Genomic DNA, 21,514 nt, shown 5'->3' with positions numbered 1-21,514 from the left:
GCCATGTCCAACGCACGGTGCCGCGCGGCCTTCCGCGCCCTTCCCCTTTCCCTGCTGGCCTTCAGCCTCGGCAGCCTGCTGGGCTGTGCCAACCCGGCCCTGCGTGAGGCCGACGAGCTGCTGCGTGCCAACCAACTGGGCCAGGCTGATGCCTTGCTGGGCGCTGCGTTGAGGTCGGCACCGCAAGACCCGGCCCTGCGCAGCGCCCAGCTGCGCGTGCGCGAGCAGCGGGTCTCGCGCTGGCTGGTGCAGATCGAGGGCCTGCGTGCCGCCCAGCGCTGGGACGAGGCCCAGGCCCTGCTCGACCAGCTGCTGCAGCTGGAGCCCCAGCATCCACGCGCCCAGGCCCTGGCCGTGGAGCTGCCGCGCGGCCGCCGCCACGAGCAGCGTCTGCAGGAGGCCCGCCAGCAGGTGAAGGCCGGTCGGCCCGGCATGGCCGACGCCCTGCTGCGAGAGATCCTCGCCGAGAACCCCCTGCATGCCGGCGCCCGCCAGCTGCAGAACCAGATCGCCCAGGCCAGGCCGCTGGAAAGCGGCGCCCAGGAGCTGGGCCCGGCCTTCCAGGTGCCCGTCACGCTGGAGTTCCGCGATGCGCCCCTGCGCCAGATCTTCGAGGCCCTGAGCCGCAGCAGCCAGGTCAACTTCGTCTTCGACCGCGATGTGCGCACCGACGCCCGCGCCAGCATCTTCCTGCGCAACGTCACCCTGGACGAGGCCATGCGCGTGCTGCTGTCCACCCAGCAGCTGGACCGCAAGCTGCTCAACGAACACTCGGTGCTCATCTATCCCAACAGCCAGGCCAAGCAGCGCGAACACCAGGAGCTGATCACCCGCACCCTCTATCTCAGCAATGCCGACGTGAAACAGGTGCAGAACCTGGTGCGCACCATCGCCAAGGTGCGCGACCTGCACATTGACGAGCGCCTCAACCTGATGGTGGTGCGGGACACGCCCGAAGTGGTCCGCCTGGTGGAGAAGCTGATCGCCTCGGTGGACCTGCCCGAGCCCGAGGTCATGCTGGACGTGGAGGTGATGGAGATCGGCTCCGACCAGGTCGAGGCCCTGGGCCTGCAATGGCCGGACCAGGTGCAGTACGGCCTCTTGGGCGCCGACGGCAAGATGGGCGGCACCGTGCTGCTGGGCCAGCGCAATGAGTTCCGTGGGTCCATCGCCAACCCGGCCCTGGTGGCCACGCTGAAGGGCACGGCGGGGCAGGTCAATCTGCTGGCCAATCCCAAGATCCGGGTGCGCAACCGCGAGAAGGCCAAGGTCCAGATCGGCCAGAAGCTGCCCATCTTCACCACGACGACCAACTTCAGCGGCACGACCTCGGTGGCGGCCTCGGTCAGCTATCTGGATGTGGGCCTGAAGCTGGACGTGGAGCCCACCATCCAGCTCGACGGCGACGTCATCATCCGCATGGGCCTGGAGGTCAGCAATGTGATCAAGGAGATGACGGGGCCCGGCGGCACCACCGCCTACGCCACCGGCACCCGCAACGCCACCACCACGCTGCGGCTCAACGATGGCGAGACCCAGGTGCTGGCCGGCCTGATCAACGACGAGGACCGCAGCGCCGCCCAGGGCGTGCCGGGGCTGTCCCGCCTGCCCTTGCTGGGCCGGCTCTTCGGCGTCACCACGGACACCCGCAACAAGACCGAGGTGGTGCTGCTGATCACGCCGCGCATCGTGCGCAACGTGCCCCTGCCCGACGTGCGGCTCACCCAGCTGATGGCCGGGACGGACGCCTCGCCGGGCGCCTTCAGCAGCCTGCTGCGACCGGCGTCGGCCAGTGCGCCTGCCGCCGCGCTGGCACCGGCCCTGTCTGCACCGGTCCAGGCATCGCCCGCGGCTCATCTGCCGGTTTCCGTTCCGTCCGTCGGCCCGGCGGACACCGGCGCCGCGGCCGCCGCGCCTATGGAGTCCGTGCTGCTGCAGTTGGAGACCACGCCTGAGGTCGTGCCGGAGGGGACGGTGTCCGTGGTCCTGCGCCAGGGCAGCCCCCTGACCGTGCGCGGCAGCCTGCGCTATGACCCGGCTCTGCTGCAGCCCGTTTCCGTCACACCCGGCGCGACGCCCGGCCACCTGGCCTTCGAGCTGGCGCCCGGGGCGGCTCAGGCTCTGCTGCTGCGGGCGCTGCCGGCAGCCCAAGGCCAGATCGTGTCCCTGCAGCTGGAGGGCCTGGTGGCGCGCAACGCGCAGGGTCAGGTCTTGCCTGTGCAGGTCGAAGGCGGCACTCAGGTGCGCGTCGAGGCGGCTCGCTGACATGATGCGCGCCCCTGGCATGCTCCGATCCGGTGCCAGGCGCCTGCACGGCTTCACGCTGATCGAGATGCTGGTGGTGCTTGCTCTGGTCGGCGTGCTGGCCGCGGCGGCGCGGCCCGTGCTGGAGTTCAGCGTGCGGCGCAGCCAGGAGTTTGCCCTGCGCGAGGCCCTGCGCCAGATCCGCACGGCCCTGGATGCCTACAAGCGTGCTGCCGATGAGGGCCGCATCGCCCGGCAGGTCGATGACAGCGGCTATCCGCCCGACATCCAGGACTTGGTGCGCGGCGTGCCCGACATCAAGTCGCCCAATGGCCGCAAGCTCTACTTCCTGCGCCGACTGCCTCGTGATCCCTTTGCACCGGCCGACGTCGCCGCGGAGGAGGGCTGGGCCCTGCGCGCCGCCGACAGTGGCCCGCAGGAGCGCCGCGCCGGCCGCGACGTGTTCGATGTGCACTCGCGCTCCGAGCGCCGCGCACTGGACGGCAGCTTCTACAAGGACTGGTGATGCGCCGCCGAGGATTCACTCTGATCGAACTGCTGGTGGTGATGAGCATCGTTGCTCTGTTGGCCTCCATCGTCGCTCCGCGCTATTTCAACAGCCTGCAAAGAGGGCGCGAGGTGGCCCTGCGCCAGACGCTGTCCACCGTGCGCGACGCCATCGACCAGTTCGCGGCGGACAAGGGCCGCTACCCCGATTCGCTGGACGAGCTGGTGGGGGCCCGCTATTTGCGCCAGTGGCCCGAGGATCCGGTCAGCGGCCAGCGCGAGGGCTGGCAGTTCCAGGCGCCGCCGGCAGATGCGGGCGTTGGCGGTGCCCTCTACGACCTGCGCAGCGGTGCGCCGGGAACCGCTCTGGATGGCTCAGCCTATGCGGACTGGTGAGCGGCCCGGTCCGCAGGCCCGGGGCTTCGGCTACCTGGGCCTGCTCTTTTTCATCGCTCTTACGGCAGCGGCCCTGGCGGCCTTGGGCCAGCGCTGGAGCCTGGCGGCACAGCGGGAGCGCGAGCGGGAGCTGGTCTTTCGGGGCCAGGCTATCGTCCGCGCCATCGAGAGCTATGCGGCCGCCACGCCGGGCCGCCCGGCCTATCCCCAAAGCCTGGACGATCTGGTCGAGGACCGGCGCAGCCTGCGGCCGCGTCACCACCTGCGCCAGCGCTATGCCGATCCCTTCACTGGCGAGGCCGACTGGGCGCTGATCCCCGCCCCCCCGCCGGCCCTGGGCTTCCTGGGCGTGCGCAGCCGCTCGGACCGGCTCCTGCTGATGAGCAAGGGGCCGGACGGGATGCCTGTGGAGCGGGCCAGCGGGCTGCAGTTCGCGGCGCAGCCGCTGCCTGCGCTTGCAGGCAAGCCCTGACCCTCTCAGACCGCTGCCCTCGCAATGAAGGGAGCGGGGTGGGAGGAAAGACGACGCTGGCGCTGGACGCGGTCCTGGCGGTCGGTGCGATCGCATGGGCAGACCTTTCTCCGTGCTGCGCCATGGCGTCCAATCCCGCCAGCTGGTGGGCTGGAGCCCCGCGGGACTCATGGCAGCCCTGGCCCAGCAAGGGCCGCAAAACAAAAGGCGCGAGTCCCGAAGGAACTCGCGCCTCGAAGGACTGCGGCACCGCAGGGTGCCGCAGCGCAGGGCTTACCAGCCGATGTCGCGCAGCAGGTGGAAGGTCAGATCCTTCGGAGCCTTCAGCACGGTGGTCAGGTCGGCGCTGATGAAGGGTTCCATCAGCTGGTTCGGGAAGGCGCTGGTGTCATAGTGGGACACCGAGGAACCCGAGGCGAAGGGATTGGGCGTGTACAGGTAGGGTCGACCCAGCAGGTCGGCACCAGCGTACTGGCTCATGTCCAGACCCAGGGTGATGTACAGGCCGGAACGCGTGCGGGTGCGGGCCTTCATCGCGTCCTTCAGGGCCAGGCCGTCCACCTTGCTGATGCGGGCGGAGGGGATGGTGATGGTGTTGTCGGCACCACCCAGGCCCGGAGGCGGGTTGTCGTTGGCGTTGTCCACCACCAGGACGGCCTTGGCGCCGGCCAACTGGGCGTTCTTGACCTTCACGGTGAAGGAGCAGACGCCACGGTCCACCAGGGCAATCTTGCCGGCCACGGCCAGCTTGTTGGCTGCGCTCAGCGGATCGCAGGCCAGTCCGGTGACACCGTCAGCCTGGTCGACCACAGGCATCACTTCGGCGCTGAGGCCTGTGGCGCTGATCTGCGGGCCGAAGCCGGCGGTGCCGATGGCCAGGGCACGCGTCAGGCTGGAAGGAGCGGTGATCTTGGCGGAGGGCGTGCCCAGGGCCAGGACTTCCGGCACCTTGGCCTTGACCTCGGCACCGTTCCACACCAGGCGGCGGCCGTTGGTGGCGGAGGTGACGCGCTCGGCGTTGGTCATCTGCGTCCACAGCTTGCCGGTCACGTTGTCCAGCAGGTTGTGGTCCCAGGCCGAGGGCAGGCCCAGCAGCATGGAGCCGGTGTTGCCGCGGGTGAAGGTGGCAAAGCCCAGGCCGTGGCCCAGCTCGTGCAGCAGCGTGGCGACGAAGTTGATCTTGCCGCCGGTGTTGCCGTCCAGGCCCAGGTAGAAGCCGGAGCCGGCCAGGCAGTCGGGCTTGCCCAGGTTGATGTTGAACTGGGTCTTGATATCGACATTGCCGTAGCCGCTGCCGTCATCGGGCTGGCCTTCGGACTGGTTGACGCCCGAGATCTTGTTGGCCAGGGCCTGGGGGTACCAGGTGCCGGGCTTGGGGGCGCCCGCGAAGTCACGCCAGATGTTCCAGGCGCTGGCGCTGCCCAGCACGGCGGAAGAGGCCGAGCAGGTCAGGGGTTCCCAGCCGGCGCTGACGGTGATGACCACGTCGCTGCTGAGTTGCTGTTCCCAGAGGTCGGCCACATAGCGGTAGACATTCCAGCGCTGCTCGCCCAGCGTGGTGCCGGGGTTGCCGCCCACGGGGGCCACAGGGGTGGGGTCATTGAAGCCCACGCCGGCGGCGTCGCGGTTCTGGATCTGGATGGTGGCGGCCTGAGCGGCGCCGAAGGCCAGCAGGAGGGACGCCGCCAGCGGCTTGATGAAGTGCTTGCTCATGACGGGGTTCACTCCTTGTTGGCGGACTTGGCCACTTGGCCCTTGACGATGGCTTCGGCCTGGTCCTGGCCCTGCACGCAGGTGCTGGACAGGCTGCCGTCGGCATTGCGGGTCACGACGGAGTAGCTGACGTTCTCGGGGCCGGGGCGGAAGCCGACGGCGCCGAAGGCGTTCACGCGTGCCGCCGGTGCGGCAGTGGCCGACAGGGCGCGGGCGCGGGTGGACTTGGCGGTCTGGGACTTGGCCTGCAGTGCGGCCAGTTCATCGGCGGTGGGGGCGCGCAGCTGGCCGGTGACGGGGTCGCGCACGGCGATCATGCCGTCGGCGCCCTCGGTGGTGCTGACGGTCGCCTTGGCCTCAGCCTTGGCGTGTTCTTCGCAGTTGGTGCAGGCCAGGGCGGCGCCGCTGAGCAGCAGGCCGCCGGCCAGCGCGATCAGAGATTGGCTCTTCATGGTGTGTTCTCCTCGTGTAGGGGCTCAGGCCTTGCGGCGGCGCTGGGCCACGGCGGCACCGACCAGGCCCAGGGCGATCAGGGCGTAGCTGGCAGGTTCGGGGACGGTGCTGACATCCAGGGTGTCGAGCGCAATGGCATCGGCCGTCGCGTAGTCACCCTTGTAGACGAAGGCCAGGCGGCCCGAGGCGCTGCCGCCCAGGCCGTCGAAGGTGGCGGTGTAGCGGGTCCAGCCGAAGGGGGCGCCGTTGACGTCGCCTGCGGGGTTGATCGACACCAGCAGCTGCGTGAAGCCGCTGGTGGCGCTGGCGCTGCCATTGGTGCTGAGCATCACGTCCAGCTGGTCGATGAAGCCGTCGGCCATGGCGTTGGCATAGAAGCTCAGCTGGAAGGACTGGGACAGCGAGATGGTCTTGGTGATCAGCCAGTTCTCGATGGTGCCGCCAGCCGTCTTGGAACTGTTGTACGTGGCCGTTGCGTAGCTGGTCGGGCCGCCCGCCTGCGGGGCGAAGACGCCATCGGCGCCCTGCAGCCAGTTGTTGCCAGGGTTGGCGCTGTTGTTGGTGAATACCCAACCCTGGGCAGCGAGGCCGGTCACGTTGTCAAAGCCCTCGGACAGCAGTGTGTCTGCCTGAGCGCTGGCCATGGCGGCCGACAGGGCCAGGGCCGAAAGAAGTTGCTTGCGCATGAGAAACCCTCCAAATACGAACTCGAGATGGGCTGGGATGCTTGCGGCGCTCAAAACTGCTCGGCCGGGGCTGTCCAGACCGTGCGAATTCTCACGAGCCATCCTACGAAGTGGGGATGCTGTAAGCCCTAGTGACACCGGATTGCGGGGTGGTGAAAGCCCCTAGAGGAAATTCAGGATGGTGCGGGCTGTTTGTGCTGTTTGTGGCACAGGTCGGGCGCATGTCGCGCTGAGGCCACCCTTGCGCCGCCGCCGCCACCCATGCAAGGGGGGGCGGGTCATGGCCTGAGCCAGTGTCGCTACAGTGCGGCCTGCCTTACCGCCATGGCTTCGCGCCCCCGTCTTCCTGATGTCTCCGGCCTTTTCGATCTACCTGGACTTGCTGCGTCTGGCCGCGGCCTTGCTGGTCTTCGCCCATCACGCGTCCTATGCGAGTTATCACGGCCGCTGGCTGCAAGGCCTGGCTGGCCACGGCCATGAGTCGGTGGTGGTGTTCTTCGTGCTCTCCGGCTATGTGATCGCCTATACCCGGGAGCACAAGGACCACGACTGGCGGCATTACGCGGTGCAGCGCCTGAGCCGGCTGTGGTCGGTGGCGCTGCCGGCCATCGCCTTGACCCTGGTGCTGGATGCCTGGGGCCGCCAGTGGCTGCCCGCGCTGTATGAGGAGGTGCAGGGCGGCTGGGCTCGTGCGCTCGCCTCGGCCGTTTTTGTCAACGAGTTCTGGGTGGAGGGCTGGGCGGCCGGCAGCAACATCCCCATGTGGTCCCTGTCGTATGAGGCGGGCTATTACCTGTTGTTCGGTGTGCTGAGCTTTGCCCCCGGGCGCTGGCGTTGGCCGCTGGCCCTGGCCTGCAGCCTGCTCATCGGGCCTCGTCTGCTGCTGCTGCTGCCGGCCTGGTGGCTGGGTGTGTGGGTCCATCGCAGCCCGCGGGTGCGTGCGATGGGCACCTCGCAGGGCGGGATGCTGGCTGCCATCGGCCTGGCCTGGGCCCTGGCCCTCGCCCTGGGCAAGGTGGGCAACCTCTACATCACCTGGCGCCTGCTGGCGATGCTGCCCCAGCCGCTGGTGCAGCTGATGGGGCACTCGGAAGCCTTCGTCTCGGACAACCTCATTGCCCTGGGCGTGGCGGCCCATGTGGCCGGCATGTCGGCCTGGCTGCATGGACGCAGCGTGCCGGCCCTGCTGGCGCACTGGGCGCCGCGTCTGTCACGGGCGACCTTCCCCATCTACCTGTTCCACTACCCGCTGCTGCAGTTCTTCTCCGCGCTGACTGCGCTGTGGCCGCTGCTGGCCTGCGGCGGCGTCACGGTGCTGAGCCTGGGGCTGTCGGCGGCCCTGACGGAGCCTTGCGAGCGCTTGCGGCAATCGCTGCGGCGCGGGCTCAGCCGCCTGCTGCGTGCCTGAGCGGCCCTATGATCGCGCGCCATGGCTGCATTGCGTTTCGTGCTGATCCTCCTGGCCTGCCTGCTGGGCGGGGTGCCGGGCTGCGTGGCGGCTGTGACCGCCCCCGCCCCCGCCCCTGCCCCGGACTGCCCGCCGGGCGTCGAGGATGCACTGCGGCTGGCCAATGCCTGGCGTGCCGAGGCGCGGCGCTGCGGCGCACGTGACTTTGCGCCGGCCCGGCCTTTGCGCTGGAACGCCGCACTGGCGGACTCGGCCCTGCGCTTTGCTGGCGAACTGGCGGCCCGGGATGAACTGAGCCACCAGGGCCTGAGCAGTCCGTCCCTGCGGGAGCGGGTGAAGGGGGCGGGCTATCTGCTGCGCAGTGTGGGTGAAAACCTGGCGGCAGGCCCCCTGGGAGCGGACGAAGTCTTTGCCCTCTGGGCCGGCAGCGAGGAGCACTGCAGCAACCTGATGCAGCCTGCCTTTGAGGACATGGGGCTGGCTTGCGTCAGCGGGACGGGGCGCCATGAGCGCTTCTGGGTCTTGCATCTGGCTGCGCCTGCGCGCCGGGCCGCAGAGGGCCCTTGAGCGGGGCCCTTCGAGACTCCTGAGCGGGTCTGGGCGGGCCTGGGCGGCTCCGGGACGCGCTCCCGCCCAAAACCCGCGGCGCAGGACCGCCGGGGGCGTTCAGATCCAGCCGAGGTCGATCGCCCGCAGCACGGCCTGGGTGCGGTCGCGCACACCCATCTTGGAGAACACGGCCGAGCAGTGGTTCTTGATCACGCCCTCGCTATTGCCCAGCAGGGCGGCGATCTCGGTGTTGCTGCGGCCGCTGGCGACCAGTCGCAGCACCTGCAGCTCCTTGGGAGAGAGCGGGTCCGGCTGCGGCGTGGCGCTGAAGGCGCGCTCGACGCTGGGGCGCTCCATGCGCTCGGTGAGCGAGGGCCGCAGGGCCGTGCCGCCAGCGGCCACATCCTTGAGGGCCTGGACCAGGGTGTCCGGGCTGATGGCCTTGAGCAGGAAACCCTTGGCACCGGCGCGCACGGCCTCGTCGAAGGCCTCGGCGTCGTCGAAGGTGGTCAGCAGGACCACGGGAATCTTCCAGGCGCGCGCGGCCAGGGCGCGGATCAGGCCGGTGCCGTCCAGGCGCGGCATGCGCATGTCGGAGAGGATGACATCGGGCTGGTCATCGGCCAGTTTCTCCAGGGCCTCGGCGCCGTCGGCGGCTTCGCCGATCAGCAGCACCTCCTCATGCAGGGCCAGCAGGCCCTTGAGGCCTTCGCGCACCAGTTGCTGGTCTTCTACCAGCAGCACCTTGATCTTCTCGCTCATGGATATCTCCTCTTCCGTCGTGATTCCTGGGCTCAGCTCTTGCGCGGTACCCGCCATTCGATCATGAATCCGGGCCCGTTTTTCAGGATCTTGAAGCTGCCGCCCAGCTCGGCCATGCGTTCCTGCATGCCCTTGAGGCCGTTGCCTTCGCGCAGCCTGGGCGCACCGGGGCCGTCGTCCTCGACGCTCACACAGACCTCGGCGGCATCGCCCTCGCCCACGCGGCTCAGGCGGATGCCGATGTGCTGGGCCCGGCCGTGGCGCACGCTGTTGGTGACGGCCTCCTGCACGCAGCGCAGCAGGGCATGGGCGGTGCGCGGGCTCAGGTCCTGGGCGACTTCGTCCAGCTCCAGGCTGATATCGGTGCTGGCAATGCCCTGGGCGAGCGCCTGCAGGGCCTCACGCAGGTCGATGCGGTTGCTGGCACGCTCGGCCGAGACGGCGGCGCGCACATCGGCCAGCAGGTGGGCGGCGCCTTCGCGGGCTCGGGCCACGGCCTGCGAGGCGCCGTCGGGGTCATTGCGCTTGAGCAGGGCCTCGGAGAGCTGCAGCTGCAGGTTCAGTGCAGTCAGGTGGTGGCCCATCACATCGTGCAGCTCGCGGGCCATCATCATGCGTTCGGCATAGCGCAGCTGCTCGGCCTGCAGAGCCTCGCCCGAGGTCTTCTCGGCCAGCATGACCTGCAGCCAGCGGCGCTTGTCCACCTCGTTGGCCAGCAGCCGGCCGATGCCGAAGGCCATGGCATAGAGGCCCACGAAGGCACCCAGTTGGGCCATCATCAGGGCCCACATCGAGGCATTGGGTTGGCGCTGCTCCTGCCACTCGGTCTCCGAGGGCAGCAGCGCGTACAGCAGCAGGCGGATCACGACCTGACTCACCGCGAAGAAGAAGGCCGCGCGCAGGCGCAGCCGCACCGAGGCCAGTACCGTCACCAGGAAGGGCAGGGCGGGCGTGATGCACCAGGCCAGCACATCCAGGGCCACGATGCGCTGCAGGGCGCGCGGGCGCGGCCGGTCCAGGCTGCTTTCCTGGGCCGCCTGCCAGAAGAGGTAAATGAAGGCGCAGAACAGCAGGAAGCAGGCGATCACCAGCACCGGGTCCTGCGGATTGCCCAGGCCGCGGCGGTAGAGCTGGGCCAGCAGGCCGTCGTAGGGTTCGGAGTTGCCGCCTCGCAGGGCCGTCACCAGGCTGCCGAACTCCATCAGGAAGTAGGCCAGGGTGGCGATGCGCAACACCACCGAGGGGCGTGCGATGCGGGCGAGGAAGCGGTCGAAGTTCAAGATGGCGGCGTGAGGAGTCGCCAGCGTGCCACAGCGCCTGGCTTTGATCACGTGCCGGGCGTCATGGCCCGGGCATTCACCGATCAGGGCTCAGGGGATGGCTTCGGCGATCACGCCGCCGCCCAGGCAGACCTCGCCATCGTAGAGCACGGCGCTCTGGCCCGGCGTCACCGCCCATTGCGCCTGCGGGAAGTCCAGGCGGAACTGGCCAGCGCCCGGGTGCTCGGGCGTGAAGGCGCAGGGCGCGTCGGCCTGGCGGTAGCGGGTCTTGGCGCCGAAGCCGCCGAAGGCCGGCGCGGGGCCGCACCAGGAGAGGTCGTCGGCGATGAGGCTGCGGTACTGCAGCAGGGGGTGGTCATGGCCCTGCACCACGACGAGGGTGTTGGTCTCCAGGTCCTTGCGGGCCACGAACCAGGGCGCATGTTCGCCGCCGCCGCGCGGGGCGCCCTTCTCCTTGATGCCACCGATGCCCAGGCCCTGGCGCTGGCCCAGGGTGTAGAAGGACAGGCCCACATGCTCGCCCAGCTTGCGGCCACGCTCGTCCTTGATGGGACCGGGCTGGTGGGAGAGGTAGCGGTTGAGGAACTCGCGGAAGGGCCGTTCGCCGATGAAGCAGATGCCGGTGGAGTCCTTCTTCTTGGCATTGGGCAGGCCGATCTCCTCGGCGATGCGGCGTACCTCGGTCTTGGGCAGCTCGCCCACGGGGAAGAGTGTCTTGGCCAGTTGGTGCTGTTGCAGGCGGTGCAGGAAATAGCTCTGGTCCTTCAGCGGGTCCAGGCCCTTGAGCAACTGCACTTGATCACCGACGCTGCGCACGCGGGCATAGTGCCCCGTGGCGATCTTCTCGGCGCCGCGCGCCATGGCGTGATCCAGGAAGGCCTTGAACTTGATCTCGGCATTGCACAGCACGTCGGGGTTGGGTGTGCGGCCGGCCTGGTATTCGCGCAGGAAGGCGGCGAAGACGCGGTCCTTGTAGTCCGCAGCGAAGTTGACGTGCTCGATCTCGATGCCGATCACGTCGGCCACCGAGGCCGCATCCAGGAAGTCCTGGCGGGAGGAGCAGTATTCGTCGTTGTCGTCGTCTTCCCAGTTCTTCATGAAGATGCCGATCACCTCGTGGCCGGCTTTCTTCAGCAGGTAGGCGGAGACGGCGGAATCGACACCGCCGGACAGGCCGATGACGATGCGCTGCCGGGCGGACGTGGGGGACAACGGGGGCAGGGGCGAACTCATGCCCCGATTGTCCCAAATGCCGGCACCTTGGCCCGGGCCTGGGGCTTTGCGGGCCCTGCTCAGCTCGCCACGGCCGCCAGCGCCTGCGGCAGGCGCTCGAAGCTGGCCTGGTCCACCGGGCGGCCGAAGAGGAAGCCCTGGAAACGGTGACAGCCCATTTTCAGCAGGGCATCGCGCTGCTCGGGCGTTTCCACGCCCTCGGCGATCACCTGCAGGCCGAAGGTCTGGCCCAGGGCCACGATGGTGCGGGCGATCACGGCGCCGTTGGGGTCGCCCAGCATGTCATTGACGAAGCTGCGGTCGATCTTGAGCTCCTCCAGCGGCAGGCGGCGCAGGTAGTTCAGCGAGGAGTAGCCGGTGCCGAAATCGTCCAGTGAGAAGCCCACGCCGGCTTTGCGCAACTCGCTCATCTTCGCGATGGTGTCTTCGACGTTCTCGGCCAGCAGGGACTCCGTGAGCTCCAGCTTCAGCCGGCGCGGGCTGGCGCCGTGGCGGTGCAGGGCATCCAGCACGCCGTTGACGAAATGGGCGTCCCGCAGCTGCAGGGCGCTGACGTTGATGGACAGGTCCAGCCGACAGCAGCGTGGGTGCTGCGCCCAGGCTGCGAGCGTCCGGCAGGCGGCATCCAGCACCCATTGGCCCAGCTCCAGCACGAAGCCGCATTGCTCGGCCGCGGGAATGAAGACCCCGGGGGGCACCAGGCCGCGTTGGGGATGCTGCCAGCGCAGCAAGGCCTCGGCCCCCAGCACCCGGCCCTGCTCGTCGACCTGGGGCTGGAAGTGCAGCAGCAGCTGCCGCCGTGCAATGGACTGGCGCAGGTCCGTCTCCAGGGCCGCGCGCGTGGCCAGCACCGCCTGCAGCTCGGCGTCGAAGAAGCGGAACGTGTTCTTGCCCTGGGCCTTGGCCTGGTACATGGCCGTGTCGGCATGGGCCATCAGCTCGCTGGCACTGAGCAGGTTGTCTCCGAACAGGGTGATGCCGATGCTGGGGCTGCTGTGCTGCTCGCGCTCCAGCAGCTGGAAGGGCTGCTCGAAGTTCAGCAGGATCTTGCGCGCCACCATCTCGGCATGGGCGGCCGCTTCCTGGAGGGTCTCGCCCAGGCTCTCGAGCATGATCACGAATTCGTCGCCGCCCAGGCGGGCCACGGTGTCGCCCTCGCGCACGGAGCCACTGAGCCGACGCGCCACCTGCACGAGCACGCGATCGCCGAAGTCGTGGCCCCAGGTGTCGTTGAGCAGCTTGAACTCGTCCAGGTCGATGAAGAGCAGGGCACCGAGCTGGCCGCGCCGCGCCGCGCTGAGCACGGCGCGGTCCAGCCGGTCCAGCAGCAGGCGGCGGTTGGGCAGATCGGTCAGTTGGTCGAAGAAGGCCAGGCGCTGGATCTCGGCCTCCGCGGCACGGCGCTGGGTGATGTCGCGCACCATGCCGATGTAGATGCGCTCGCCCTCCCGCTCGATCTCGTTGACGGCCAGGCTCATGGGGAAGCGCTCGCCGTTCTTGCGCAGGCCCTCGACCTCGCGGCCCCGGCCGATCACCTGGCGGATGCCGGTCCGGGCGTAGTCGGCCAGGTAGCGGTCGTGCGCCTCGGCATAGGGCGAGGGCATCAGCATGGTGATGTTGTTCCCCACGACCTCGCTGGCTTCGTAGCCGAAGATCTTGTGGGCCGAGCTGTTGTAGCTGCGGACGGTGCCCCGGCGATCGATGGTGATGATGCCGTCGATCACGTTGTCCAGGATGGTCTGGGTCTGCTGCGCAGCCTCCAGCAGGGCCTCGCGGGCGTTCACTTCCTGGGTGATGTTGCGGGACAGCACGATCAGGCGTGGCTTTTCCCCCGCCTCCTGCTGGCACCGCGTGGCGTGAAGCTCGAAGTAGTGCCGGCCCATGGGCAGGTCCAGCACGATGCGGCGGCCGCCCGAGCTGCCGCGGTCCAGGGCCTCGCCCAGGGTCTGCATCACGGTAGCGGTGGCCTCGGGCGGCAGGACTTCCGAGATGAGTCGGCCTATGAAATGGCTGGGTGACGCCGCCAGCAGGTCGCTGGGTGGTGAATGGTAGGAGAGGTAGCGGCCATCGGCATCGAGTTCGAAAACCAGGTCGGGGACGGTCTTGAGCGTGGCCTGCAGCTGCTCCTTGACCAGCTCCAGCTCCGTGTAGGGGCGCTGCACGGCCTCCATGAAGACGGCCCGGTGCAGGAACAGATAGCCGATGACCTTGTACACGTGGCCGGCGAGATTGAGCACATCGGTCACGCTGGCATAGAGCGTGAAGAAGAGTTCGCTCATGGCCATGCTCAGCACGGCGCCCAGCAGTGCCGCGGCATTGAAGGGCGTGGGCTCGCGCATGCGCCGCGTCAGCAGCAGGGCCGTCAGCAGCAGCAGGCCCACCAGCAGGTACTCGGCGGCGACCTTCAGCGGGGTCAGGCCTTGCCCCGCCACAAAGGTGCGGGGGAGACTCTCCGGATGCAGCAGCACGGCCCAATGCACCAAGGCCACGACGGCGCCTATGCCCAGCAGCAAGACATGCCGGTTCCGCCGCGGCAGGCCCGACTGCCAAGGCGTGGCGACCATCCACAGCAGGCCCAGGCAGGCGAGCAGCCGGGCCGCCAGCCAGAAGTCGATGGCTTTCTCAGGGCCTGCCGGCGTGATGTAGTCCGGCATCCCCGAATAGGACAGCAGATGCGAGAAGTCCAGCAGGGCGACGCCGGCAAAGGCGCAGGCCAGCACGCATACATTGCCCGAGACCTGGCCCAGCCGGCTGCCCCAGGCCAGGCTGAAGATCAGCGAGGCGACGATGATGGACAGCGTCTCCAGCAGCACGTGCAGCGGCGCATAGGAGGCCAGGCCTCGCAGCGAGGGCGGCACCGGCAGGGCCCAGCACGCGAGCAGCACGCCCAGCATCAGACCCAGGCGCGGCAGGAGCTTGCGCAGGTCGGCCCGGTGGCTGCGGTCGAGTCGATCGAGGACTTGCAAGGCGGCGGGGCCCCTCGGGCGAAGCGGTAGGCCGCCCGCACGCAAGGGCCGAGATGGTGGGTCGCGGTGATGCTAGCACCTGGCCTTCTCGTTGCCTGTGCATTGCTGCGCACGGCGTGCTGCTGCGTCGCATGTGCGTCTTGATGCAGGTCAAGTGCCAGGGCGGGCGCCGTACAGGAGGCAGCAGGCTAGGCCGCCGGGTAGCGATCGGGTTGCCAGAGGCTGTCCGCGCAGTGGATCAAGTCCAGGGGGTGGCGCTGGCCGCGTTGATGGTCCTGCACGCACTGCCAGACCAGGGCCGAACGCGCGCGCCCCTCGCGGTCCGCCTGGGCGATGTCCTCGGCGCTGAGCCAGAGCCAGCGCAGGATGCCGTGGTCCAGCGCCAGGCCGGGCAGGGCCTCGCCAACCTCGCCGACGAAGGCCAGGCGCAGGTAGGTGACGTCCTCGCCGGTGGCGGGGCGCTGGAAGCGGGCCATGTAGAGGCCCAGCAGCGACTGCGGCGTGAAGGCGTGCGCGGTTTCCTCGCGCACTTCCCGGACGACGGCCTGCAGCGGCGATTCCCCCTGCTCCAGGTGGCCGGCGGGCTGGTTGATGCGCAGGCCTTCGGGCGTCTGCTCCTCGACCATCAGGTAGCGACCCTGTCGCTGGATCACGGCGGCGACGGTGACGCTGGGCTTGAAACGGGCGGGGGGTGCTGGCGTGCTCATCCCCGCATTGTGGTGTGGAAGCCTCAGCAAGCCCGGCTTTGCGTCTCGCGAAAGGATGGGCCCTGACGCCGACGCCCGAAGCCCGACCCCATGGGGCTGCTGCCGGCGCCACGGGCGGCGCCCAGGGGTGTCCTGGGGCAAACCCGCGCTCGCTGCCGGGTCTGTGCGTCATGAAGCCCATGTAAGCTCGCCGCAAGTCTTGCCGATACAGATCCGCAGGCCGCGCAAGCACATGGGCTGCCGGCCTTCCGTTCCCACAGGAGAAGTCCGATGCTGATTGCAGTGCCGCAGGAAACCGCGGCGGGGGAGTCCCGTGTCGCGGCCACGCCGGAGACCGTGAAGAAGCTGGTGGCCCAGGGCCATCGTGTGCAGGTCGAGAGGGGCGCCGGCCTTCGGGCCAGCGTGACTGACGAGGCCTACGCCGCGGCGGGGGCCGAACTGGTCTCACGCGAGCAGGCCTATGCGGCCGAGATGCTGCTCAAGGTGCGCGCCCCAGGGCCGGAGGAACTGGCGCTGGTCAGGCCGGGCACGGTGCTGGTGGGCATGCTCAATCCCTTTGACCGCGAGGGCCTGCAGCGCCTGGCGGACGCCCGGATCACGGCCTTTGCCCTCGAAGCCGCCCCGCGTACCACCCGGGCCCAGAGCATGGATGTGCTCTCCAGCCAGGCCAATGTGGCGGGCTACAAGGCCGTGATGATCGCGGCCGAGCGCTACCAGCGTTTCTTCCCCATGCTCATGACGGCGGCCGGCACGGTCAAGGCCGCGCGCGTGGTCGTGCTGGGCGTGGGCGTGGCGGGCCTGCAGGCCATCGCCACGGCCAAGCGCCTGGGCGCGGTGATCGAGGCTTCGGACGTGCGGCCCTCGGTGAAGGAGCAGGTCGAGTCCCTGGGCGCCAAGTTCATCGACGTGCCCTACGAGACCGCCGAGGAGAGGGAAGCGGCCGAAGGCGTGGGCGGCTATGCCCGCCCCATGCCGCCGAGCTGGCTGGAGCGCCAGAAGCTGGAAGTGGCCAAGCGCGTGGCGCAGGCGGACGTGGTCATCACCACGGCCTTGATCCCCGGCCGCGCGGCGCCCGTGCTGGTGACCGAGGACATGGTGAAGTCCATGAAGCCCGGCTCGGTGGTCGTGGACCTTGCCGCGCCTGCCGGCGGCAACTGCCCCTTGACCGAGCCCGGCCAGACCGTCGTCAAGCATGGCGTCACGCTGGTGGGCGAAACCAATCTGCCCTCCCTGGTGGCGGCCGATGCCTCGGCCCTCTACGCCCGCAACGTGCTGGACTTTCTCAAGCTCGTCTGCACCAAGGACGGCGGATTCCAGATCCCTGCGGACGACGACATCGTCACGGCCTGCCTCGTGGCGCAGGACGGCCAGGTCAAGCGGAACTGACAAAGAGGAGCTGAGGCCATGGAAGCCATCGACCACACCATCATCAATCTCATCATCTTCGTGCTGGCCATCTACGTGGGCTACCACGTGGTCTGGACCGTCACGCCGGCCCTGCACACGCCGCTGATGGCCGTGACCAACGCCATCTCGGCCATCGTCATCGTCGGGGCCATGCTGGCCGCGGCGCTCACCCGCACCGACATGGGCAAGGTGCTCGGCACCCTGGCCGTGGCCCTGGCGGCGGTCAACGTCTTTGGCGGCTTCCTCGTGACGCGGCGGATGCTGGAGATGTTCAGGAAAAAGTCGCCCGCCAAGAAGGAGGGCCAGGCATGAGCATGAACCTCGTCACGCTGCTGTACCTGCTGGCCAGCGTCTGCTTCATCCAGGCCTTGAAGGGCCTGTCGCACCCGACGACCTCCATCCGCGGCAATGTCTTCGGCATGGTGGGCATGACCATTGCCGCCGGGACGACGGCAGCGCTCATCGTCAAGCTGGCCCATGGCGATGCCTTCGGGCTGAGCTATGTGCTGGTGGGGCTGCTCATCGGCGGCGGCACGGGCGCCTACATGGCGCAGAAGGTCGAGATGACCAAGATGCCCGAGCTGGTGGCCTTCATGCACAGCATGATCGGCTTGGCCGCGGTCTGCATCGCAGCGGCGGCCGTGCTGGAGCCGGCGGCCTTCGGCATCGCTGGCCCCATGGGCAGCATCCCCGGTGGCAACCGCATCGAGCTGGCGCTGGGGGCCTTCATCGGCGCGATCACCTTCAGCGGCTCGGTGATCGCCTTCGGCAAGCTCAGCGGCAAGTACAAGTTCCGCCTGTTCCAGGGAGCGCCGGTGGTCTTTGCCGGCCAGCACTGGCTCAACCTGGCCCTGGGCGTGGCCTCGCTCTTCTTCATCTTCGGCTTCTGGCACTCCCAGAGCTGGATGGACTTCGGCCTGGTGCTGGCCCTGGGCTTTGTGCTGGGCGTGCTGCTGATCATCCCGATCGGCGGGGCGGACATGCCGGTGGTGGTGTCCATGCTCAACAGCTATTCGGGTTGGGCAGCGGCAGGCATCGGCTTCTCGCTCAACAACAGCATGCTGATCATCGCCGGCTCGCTGGTGGGCAGCTCGGGGGCCATCCTGAGCTACATCATGTGCAAGGCCATGAACCGCTCCTTCTTCAACGTGATCCTGGGCGGCTTCGGCGGCGATGCCTCGGCGGCCGCGACGGGCGGCGCCGTGCAGCGCGCGGTCAAGAGCGGCAGTGCGGACGACGCCGCCTTCATCATGGGCAATGCGGAGAGCGTGATCATCGTCCCGGGCTACGGTCTGGCCGTGGCCCGCGCCCAGCACGCGGTGAAGGAGCTGGCGGCCAAGCTCACGGAGAAGGGTGTCAGCGTCAAGTACGCCATCCACCCGGTGGCGGGCCGCATGCCAGGGCACATGAACGTGCTGCTGGCCGAGGCCGAGGTGCCCTATGACCAAGTCTTCGAGATGGAGGACATCAACGCCGAGTTCGGCCAGGCCGATGTCGCCATCATCCTGGGCGCCAACGATGTGGTGAACCCTGCTGCCCACCAGAAGGGCAGCCCCATCTACGGCATGCCCATCCTGGAGGCCTACAAGGCCAAGACCGTGATCGTCAACAAACGCTCCATGGCTGCCGGTTACGCGGGGTTGGACAATGAGCTCTTTTACATGGACAAGACGCTCATGGTGTTCGGCGACGCGAAGAAGGTCGTCGAGGACATGGTGAAGGCGATCGAATAGCGACGATGGAATCGAGTCATGGCTGAGTCCTCCACCCCGCAGCCGCGGGTGGTGACGCGGACAAGCCGCCTGCGCGCACTCTTGCTGGGCGTGCTGTTGCCCCTGCTGGCGCTGGCCGGTCTGCACTGGCTGTCCTTGCGCCTGGGTCCCCTGAACATGCCCCAGGTGATGCGCCTGGTGGATGGACAGTGGATGGAGGACAAGCTTGGCCCGCCGCCCCTGCTGGCCGGGCAGCCCCTGCCGGAGAAGGCCGAGGCCATGCAGCTGCCCGATGTGCGCACCGAGGGCAGTGAGGCGGGTTGGTACCTGCTGGACTTCAAGCTGGCCGAGGGCGTGCACGAGCCCTGGCTGGTGGCCTTCACGCACAGCCCCGATCTCAACCTCTACCTCGACGGCAAGCTGCTGGCGCGCTCCCAGCAGGGCCTGGAGCTGGAACCCATGTACCGCGGGCTGCGCCTGGGCAGCAGCGGCGTGCTGATCAACGTCCCCCCGGCCATGCTGGAGGCCGGCGAGCACCGCCTGGCGATGCACCTGGGAGCCACCGGGGACCAGATGGGCACCCTGTCCGTGGTGCAGATGGGGCCGGCGACCCAGATGCGCCAGCTGCAGCAGGCGCGGGACTTCTGGCAGAGTGCCCGCCTGCTGACGGCCCTCAGCGCGGCCCTGCTGGGGCTCTTCCTGCTGCTGGTCTGGCTGGCGCTGCGCCAGGAGTGGATCTATGGCCTGACTGGGGTCTATGCCCTCAGCGCGGCCCTGCTCCTGCTGCCCTATCTGAGCGTGGCGCCTGTGCCCCTGCCGTGGTGGCGCATGATCCTGGACGCCGCCGACATCCTGGCCCGGGGCCTCATGCTGCTGCTGGTGGTGCAGTGGTTCGCCCCGGGTGATTCCTGGGGGCGGCGCCTGGCCCTGGCCTTCATGGTCATCGCCCTGCCCATCGACCTCTGGGCGGCCTACCACGGCTCGGTCTGGGATGCCTTCGAGAACCTCTGGCCCTGGTGGGCCCTGGGCAGCCGCGGCGTGGTGATGATTGGCGCCTGGGGCGTCGTGCTGCGTGCGGCGCTGCGCAGCGGCCAGGTCGCGCATGGCCTCGCTGCGGCGAGCCTCGGGCTGGCCTTCTTCTGCTGGGCCTATGTGGGCTACTTCGCGCTGATCGACGAAGGCAGCTTCCCGCTGGTCGACATCAATGTGGCCGGCTATGCGGCCGTGGTGGGCATGGCGGGCTATGTGCTGCAGCGCCGCTTCGTGGCCTCGCTGCGCGCCCAGGCGCGCTCGCGCCAGGCGCTGGAGGAGGCACTGGCCGCACGCAGCCGCGAGCTGGAGGCCCGCTATCAGGACCTGCAACGCAGCGAGCAGCTGCGTGTGGCCGCCCAGGAGCGCGAGCGCCTGCTGCAGGAAATGCACGATGGCCTGGGTTCGCAGCTGCTGATGGCCAAGCTGGGCGCGCGCCAGGGCATGGACACCGACACCCTCGTGGCCCTGCTGGACGACTGCATTGCCGAGATGCGTCTGACCATCGATGCAATGACGGTGGACGACGGCGACCTGGGCCTGTTGCTGGCCAATGTGCGCCACCGCCTGCAGGACCGCCTGCGCTCGGCCGGGCTGCAGCTGGAATGGCAGCTCCAGGACACGCCGCACCTGCCACGCCTCATGGGTGCCCAGGGCCGGGATCTGGTGCGCATCGTTCAGGAGGCGCTGAGCAATGTGCTGCACCATGCGCAGGCCGGCCGGGTGCGCTTTGCCACCCGCGTCGTGGACGACGGCGCCGCCGTGCTGCTGAGCATCAGCGACGACGGCCTGGGCCTGCGCGACAGCCGTCGCGAGGGGCAGGGGCTCAAGGGCATGCGCAAGCGCGCCGAACGCATCGGGGCGCAGATCAGCTGGCGCGAGGTGGACCCGGGCAGCGAGCGTCCGGGCTGCGAGTTGCAGCTGCGCATCCCGGTGGTCCCGCGCTGAGCGACGTCGGACCCGCGGCAGGGGGCGGGCTCAGGCCACCATGGGTGGCCGCGGCGGCGTCAGCTGATGCTGCCAGCGGCGCTGGATGTCAGCCAGCTTGGGCGCCAGCGTCAGGAATAGGCCGGCCAGGCGGGGGTCGAAATGCCGCCCCTGCTGCTCGGCGATGCAGGCCAGGGCCTGTTCCGCTGGCCAGGCTTCCTTGTAGGCGCGCTTCATGGTCAAGGCATCGTAGACATCGGCGATGGCCACGATGCGGGCTGACTCAGGGATGGCGGTGCCCGCGATGCCATGCGGGTAGCCGCTGCCATCCCATTTCTCGTGGTGGTGCAGGGCGATCTCGGCGGCCATCTGGAACACGGGCGCGGCGCTCCTGGACAGGATCTCGTGTCCGATCAGGGGGTGCCGGCGCATCAGCACCCATTCATCCTCGTCCAGCGGGCCGGGCTTGCCCAGGACGGCGTCGGGCACGCCGATCTTGCCGGTGTCATGCAGGGGGGCGGCCAGCTCCATCAGGCGGCAGCTCTCCACGCTCCAGCCGGCCGCGCGTGCCAGCTCGGCGGAATAGGCCGCCATGCGCCAGACGTGGGCGCCTGTGTCCTTGTCATTGAAGTGACCGGCCTCGCTGAGCATGTAGATCGCATCGCGGTGGCTGCGTTCCAGGCGGCTGTGGCGCACCAGGGACAGATGCGTCTGCACCCGGGCTCGCACGACCAGGGGCGAGATGGGCTTGACGATGAAGTCCACGCCGCCGGCCTCGAAGCCGCGGGCCTCGTCGCCTACGTCGGAGAGGCTGGTGACGAAGATCACCGGCAGGTATTCGGTCGCCGGGTTCGCCTTGATGGCGCGGCAGACCTCGTAGCCGTCCATGCCCGGCATGCGGATGTCCAGCAGCACCAGTGCCGGCTTGTGCTTGGCGATGGCCTCCAGCGCACTGCCGCCGTCGCGGGCATAGACCAGCTTGTGCACGGCACCCAGGGCCAGGCGCATGGCATCCAGGTTGATGGGCTCGTCGTCGACGACCAGGATGGGGCCTTGAGGCATG

Annotated in this window: 19 protein-coding genes; 10 read left to right on the top strand and 9 right to left on the bottom strand. The window is 69.0% G+C overall.

Translation table 11 applies throughout. The features are described 5' to 3' along the window. Positions 1 to 3 precede the first annotated feature (3 nt). From ACS5PK_RS15140 to ACS5PK_RS15125, 4 genes are read left to right on the top strand one after another with little or no spacing between them, the layout of a single operon-like run. Positions 4 to 2,265: a secretin N-terminal domain-containing protein gene (locus ACS5PK_RS15140; protein WP_439441091.1), complete on the top strand. Its 2,262-nt coding sequence runs from the start codon at positions 4 to 6 to the stop codon at positions 2,263 to 2,265. Between the two features lie 19 nt (positions 2,266 to 2,284). Continuing rightward, positions 2,285 to 2,770: a type II secretion system protein gene (locus ACS5PK_RS15135; RefSeq protein WP_439441090.1), complete on the top strand. Its 486-nt coding sequence runs from the start codon at positions 2,285 to 2,287 to the stop codon at positions 2,768 to 2,770. Continuing rightward, complete coding sequence (locus ACS5PK_RS15130; protein WP_439441089.1) at positions 2,770 to 3,147, top strand: type II secretion system protein; 378 nt, start codon at positions 2,770 to 2,772, stop codon at positions 3,145 to 3,147. The genes ACS5PK_RS15135 and ACS5PK_RS15130 overlap by 1 nt, the downstream gene beginning before the upstream one ends. Continuing rightward, positions 3,134 to 3,619: a type II secretion system protein gene (locus ACS5PK_RS15125; protein WP_439441088.1), complete on the top strand. Its 486-nt coding sequence runs from the start codon at positions 3,134 to 3,136 to the stop codon at positions 3,617 to 3,619. The genes ACS5PK_RS15130 and ACS5PK_RS15125 overlap by 14 nt, the downstream gene beginning before the upstream one ends. A gap of 273 nt (positions 3,620 to 3,892) precedes the next feature. Here ACS5PK_RS15125 and ACS5PK_RS15120 read toward each other — a convergent pair whose 3' ends face one another. From ACS5PK_RS15120 to ACS5PK_RS15110, 3 genes are read right to left on the bottom strand one after another with little or no spacing between them, the layout of a single operon-like run. After that, positions 3,893 to 5,332 carry a PA domain-containing protein gene (locus tag ACS5PK_RS15120; protein WP_439441087.1) on the bottom strand — a complete coding sequence of 480 codons (1,440 nt, stop codon included), beginning with the start codon at positions 5,330 to 5,332 and terminating at the stop codon, positions 3,893 to 3,895. A gap of 8 nt (positions 5,333 to 5,340) precedes the next feature. Beyond that, the gene (locus tag ACS5PK_RS15115) at positions 5,341 to 5,784 is read right to left on the bottom strand and encodes a post-PEP-CTERM-1 domain-containing protein (protein WP_439441086.1); all 444 of its coding nucleotides are present in this window, start codon (positions 5,782 to 5,784) and stop codon (positions 5,341 to 5,343) included. 24 nt (positions 5,785 to 5,808) lie between these two features. Further along, positions 5,809 to 6,471, bottom strand: a complete 663-nt coding sequence (locus ACS5PK_RS15110) for a choice-of-anchor J domain-containing protein (protein WP_439441085.1) — start codon at positions 6,469 to 6,471, stop codon at positions 5,809 to 5,811. Positions 6,472 to 6,820: 349 nt separating this feature from the next. Between ACS5PK_RS15110 and ACS5PK_RS15105 the strand changes: the two genes are divergently transcribed. Continuing rightward, the gene (locus ACS5PK_RS15105) at positions 6,821 to 7,879 is read left to right on the top strand and encodes an acyltransferase family protein (protein WP_439441084.1); all 1,059 of its coding nucleotides are present in this window, start codon (positions 6,821 to 6,823) and stop codon (positions 7,877 to 7,879) included. A 21-nt stretch (positions 7,880 to 7,900) separates the two neighbouring features. After that, a complete protein-coding gene (locus ACS5PK_RS15100; protein ID WP_439441083.1) occupies positions 7,901 to 8,446 on the top strand; it encodes a CAP domain-containing protein in 546 nt (181 codons plus the stop codon). A 99-nt stretch (positions 8,447 to 8,545) separates the two neighbouring features. Here the strand turns inward: ACS5PK_RS15100 and ACS5PK_RS15095 are convergent, their stop codons facing one another. The 5 genes from ACS5PK_RS15095 to ACS5PK_RS15075 all read right to left on the bottom strand — a co-directional run bounded on the left by ACS5PK_RS15095 (position 8,546) and on the right by ACS5PK_RS15075 (position 15,376). Continuing rightward, positions 8,546 to 9,190 (bottom strand): response regulator transcription factor, encoded by a 645-nt coding sequence (locus ACS5PK_RS15095; RefSeq protein WP_347611577.1) that lies wholly within the window; start codon positions 9,188 to 9,190, stop codon positions 8,546 to 8,548. A 32-nt stretch (positions 9,191 to 9,222) separates the two neighbouring features. Then, positions 9,223 to 10,470, bottom strand: a complete 1,248-nt coding sequence (locus tag ACS5PK_RS15090; RefSeq protein ID WP_439441082.1) for a sensor histidine kinase — start codon at positions 10,468 to 10,470, stop codon at positions 9,223 to 9,225. Between the two features lie 90 nt (positions 10,471 to 10,560). Continuing rightward, a complete protein-coding gene (mnmA, locus tag ACS5PK_RS15085) occupies positions 10,561 to 11,703 on the bottom strand; it encodes a tRNA 2-thiouridine(34) synthase MnmA (RefSeq protein WP_439441081.1) in 1,143 nt (380 codons plus the stop codon). Positions 11,704 to 11,762: 59 nt separating this feature from the next. Next, positions 11,763 to 14,669: a bifunctional diguanylate cyclase/phosphodiesterase gene (locus tag ACS5PK_RS15080; protein ID WP_439441080.1), complete on the bottom strand. Its 2,907-nt coding sequence runs from the start codon at positions 14,667 to 14,669 to the stop codon at positions 11,763 to 11,765. A 188-nt stretch (positions 14,670 to 14,857) separates the two neighbouring features. Beyond that, on the bottom strand, positions 14,858 to 15,376 hold the full coding sequence (locus tag ACS5PK_RS15075; protein ID WP_439441079.1) for an NUDIX hydrolase: 519 nt from the start codon (positions 15,374 to 15,376) through the stop codon (positions 14,858 to 14,860). 270 nt (positions 15,377 to 15,646) lie between these two features. Here ACS5PK_RS15075 and ACS5PK_RS15070 point away from each other — a divergent pair, with 270 nt between their 5' ends. Genes ACS5PK_RS15070 through ACS5PK_RS15055 form a run of 4 tightly spaced genes read left to right on the top strand, consistent with a single transcriptional unit; the run spans position 15,647 to position 20,472 of the window. Next, positions 15,647 to 16,762 (top strand): Re/Si-specific NAD(P)(+) transhydrogenase subunit alpha, encoded by a 1,116-nt coding sequence (locus ACS5PK_RS15070; protein ID WP_439441078.1) that lies wholly within the window; start codon positions 15,647 to 15,649, stop codon positions 16,760 to 16,762. 18 nt (positions 16,763 to 16,780) lie between these two features. Beyond that, positions 16,781 to 17,095, top strand: coding sequence for an NAD(P) transhydrogenase subunit alpha (locus tag ACS5PK_RS15065; RefSeq protein WP_439441077.1), 315 nt, complete (start codon positions 16,781 to 16,783; stop codon positions 17,093 to 17,095). After that, on the top strand, positions 17,092 to 18,516 hold the full coding sequence (locus ACS5PK_RS15060) for an NAD(P)(+) transhydrogenase (Re/Si-specific) subunit beta (RefSeq protein ID WP_439441076.1): 1,425 nt from the start codon (positions 17,092 to 17,094) through the stop codon (positions 18,514 to 18,516). The genes ACS5PK_RS15065 and ACS5PK_RS15060 overlap by 4 nt, the downstream gene beginning before the upstream one ends. Before the next feature lie 18 nt (positions 18,517 to 18,534). Further along, the gene (locus tag ACS5PK_RS15055) at positions 18,535 to 20,472 is read left to right on the top strand and encodes a sensor histidine kinase (RefSeq protein ID WP_439441075.1); all 1,938 of its coding nucleotides are present in this window, start codon (positions 18,535 to 18,537) and stop codon (positions 20,470 to 20,472) included. 30 nt (positions 20,473 to 20,502) lie between these two features. On the opposite strand, the gene ACS5PK_RS15050 is transcribed toward ACS5PK_RS15055, so the two are convergent. Further along, positions 20,503 to 21,513: a response regulator gene (locus tag ACS5PK_RS15050; RefSeq protein WP_439441074.1), complete on the bottom strand. Its 1,011-nt coding sequence runs from the start codon at positions 21,511 to 21,513 to the stop codon at positions 20,503 to 20,505. Position 21,514 lies beyond the last annotated feature (1 nt).

The organism is Roseateles sp. DB2, assembly GCF_051857535.1.
Taxonomy (GTDB): Bacteria; Pseudomonadota; Gammaproteobacteria; order Burkholderiales; family Burkholderiaceae_C; genus Roseateles_B.
The sequence above is the reverse complement of the archived record's forward strand: the minus strand, read 5'-3'. Positions and strand labels throughout refer to the sequence as shown.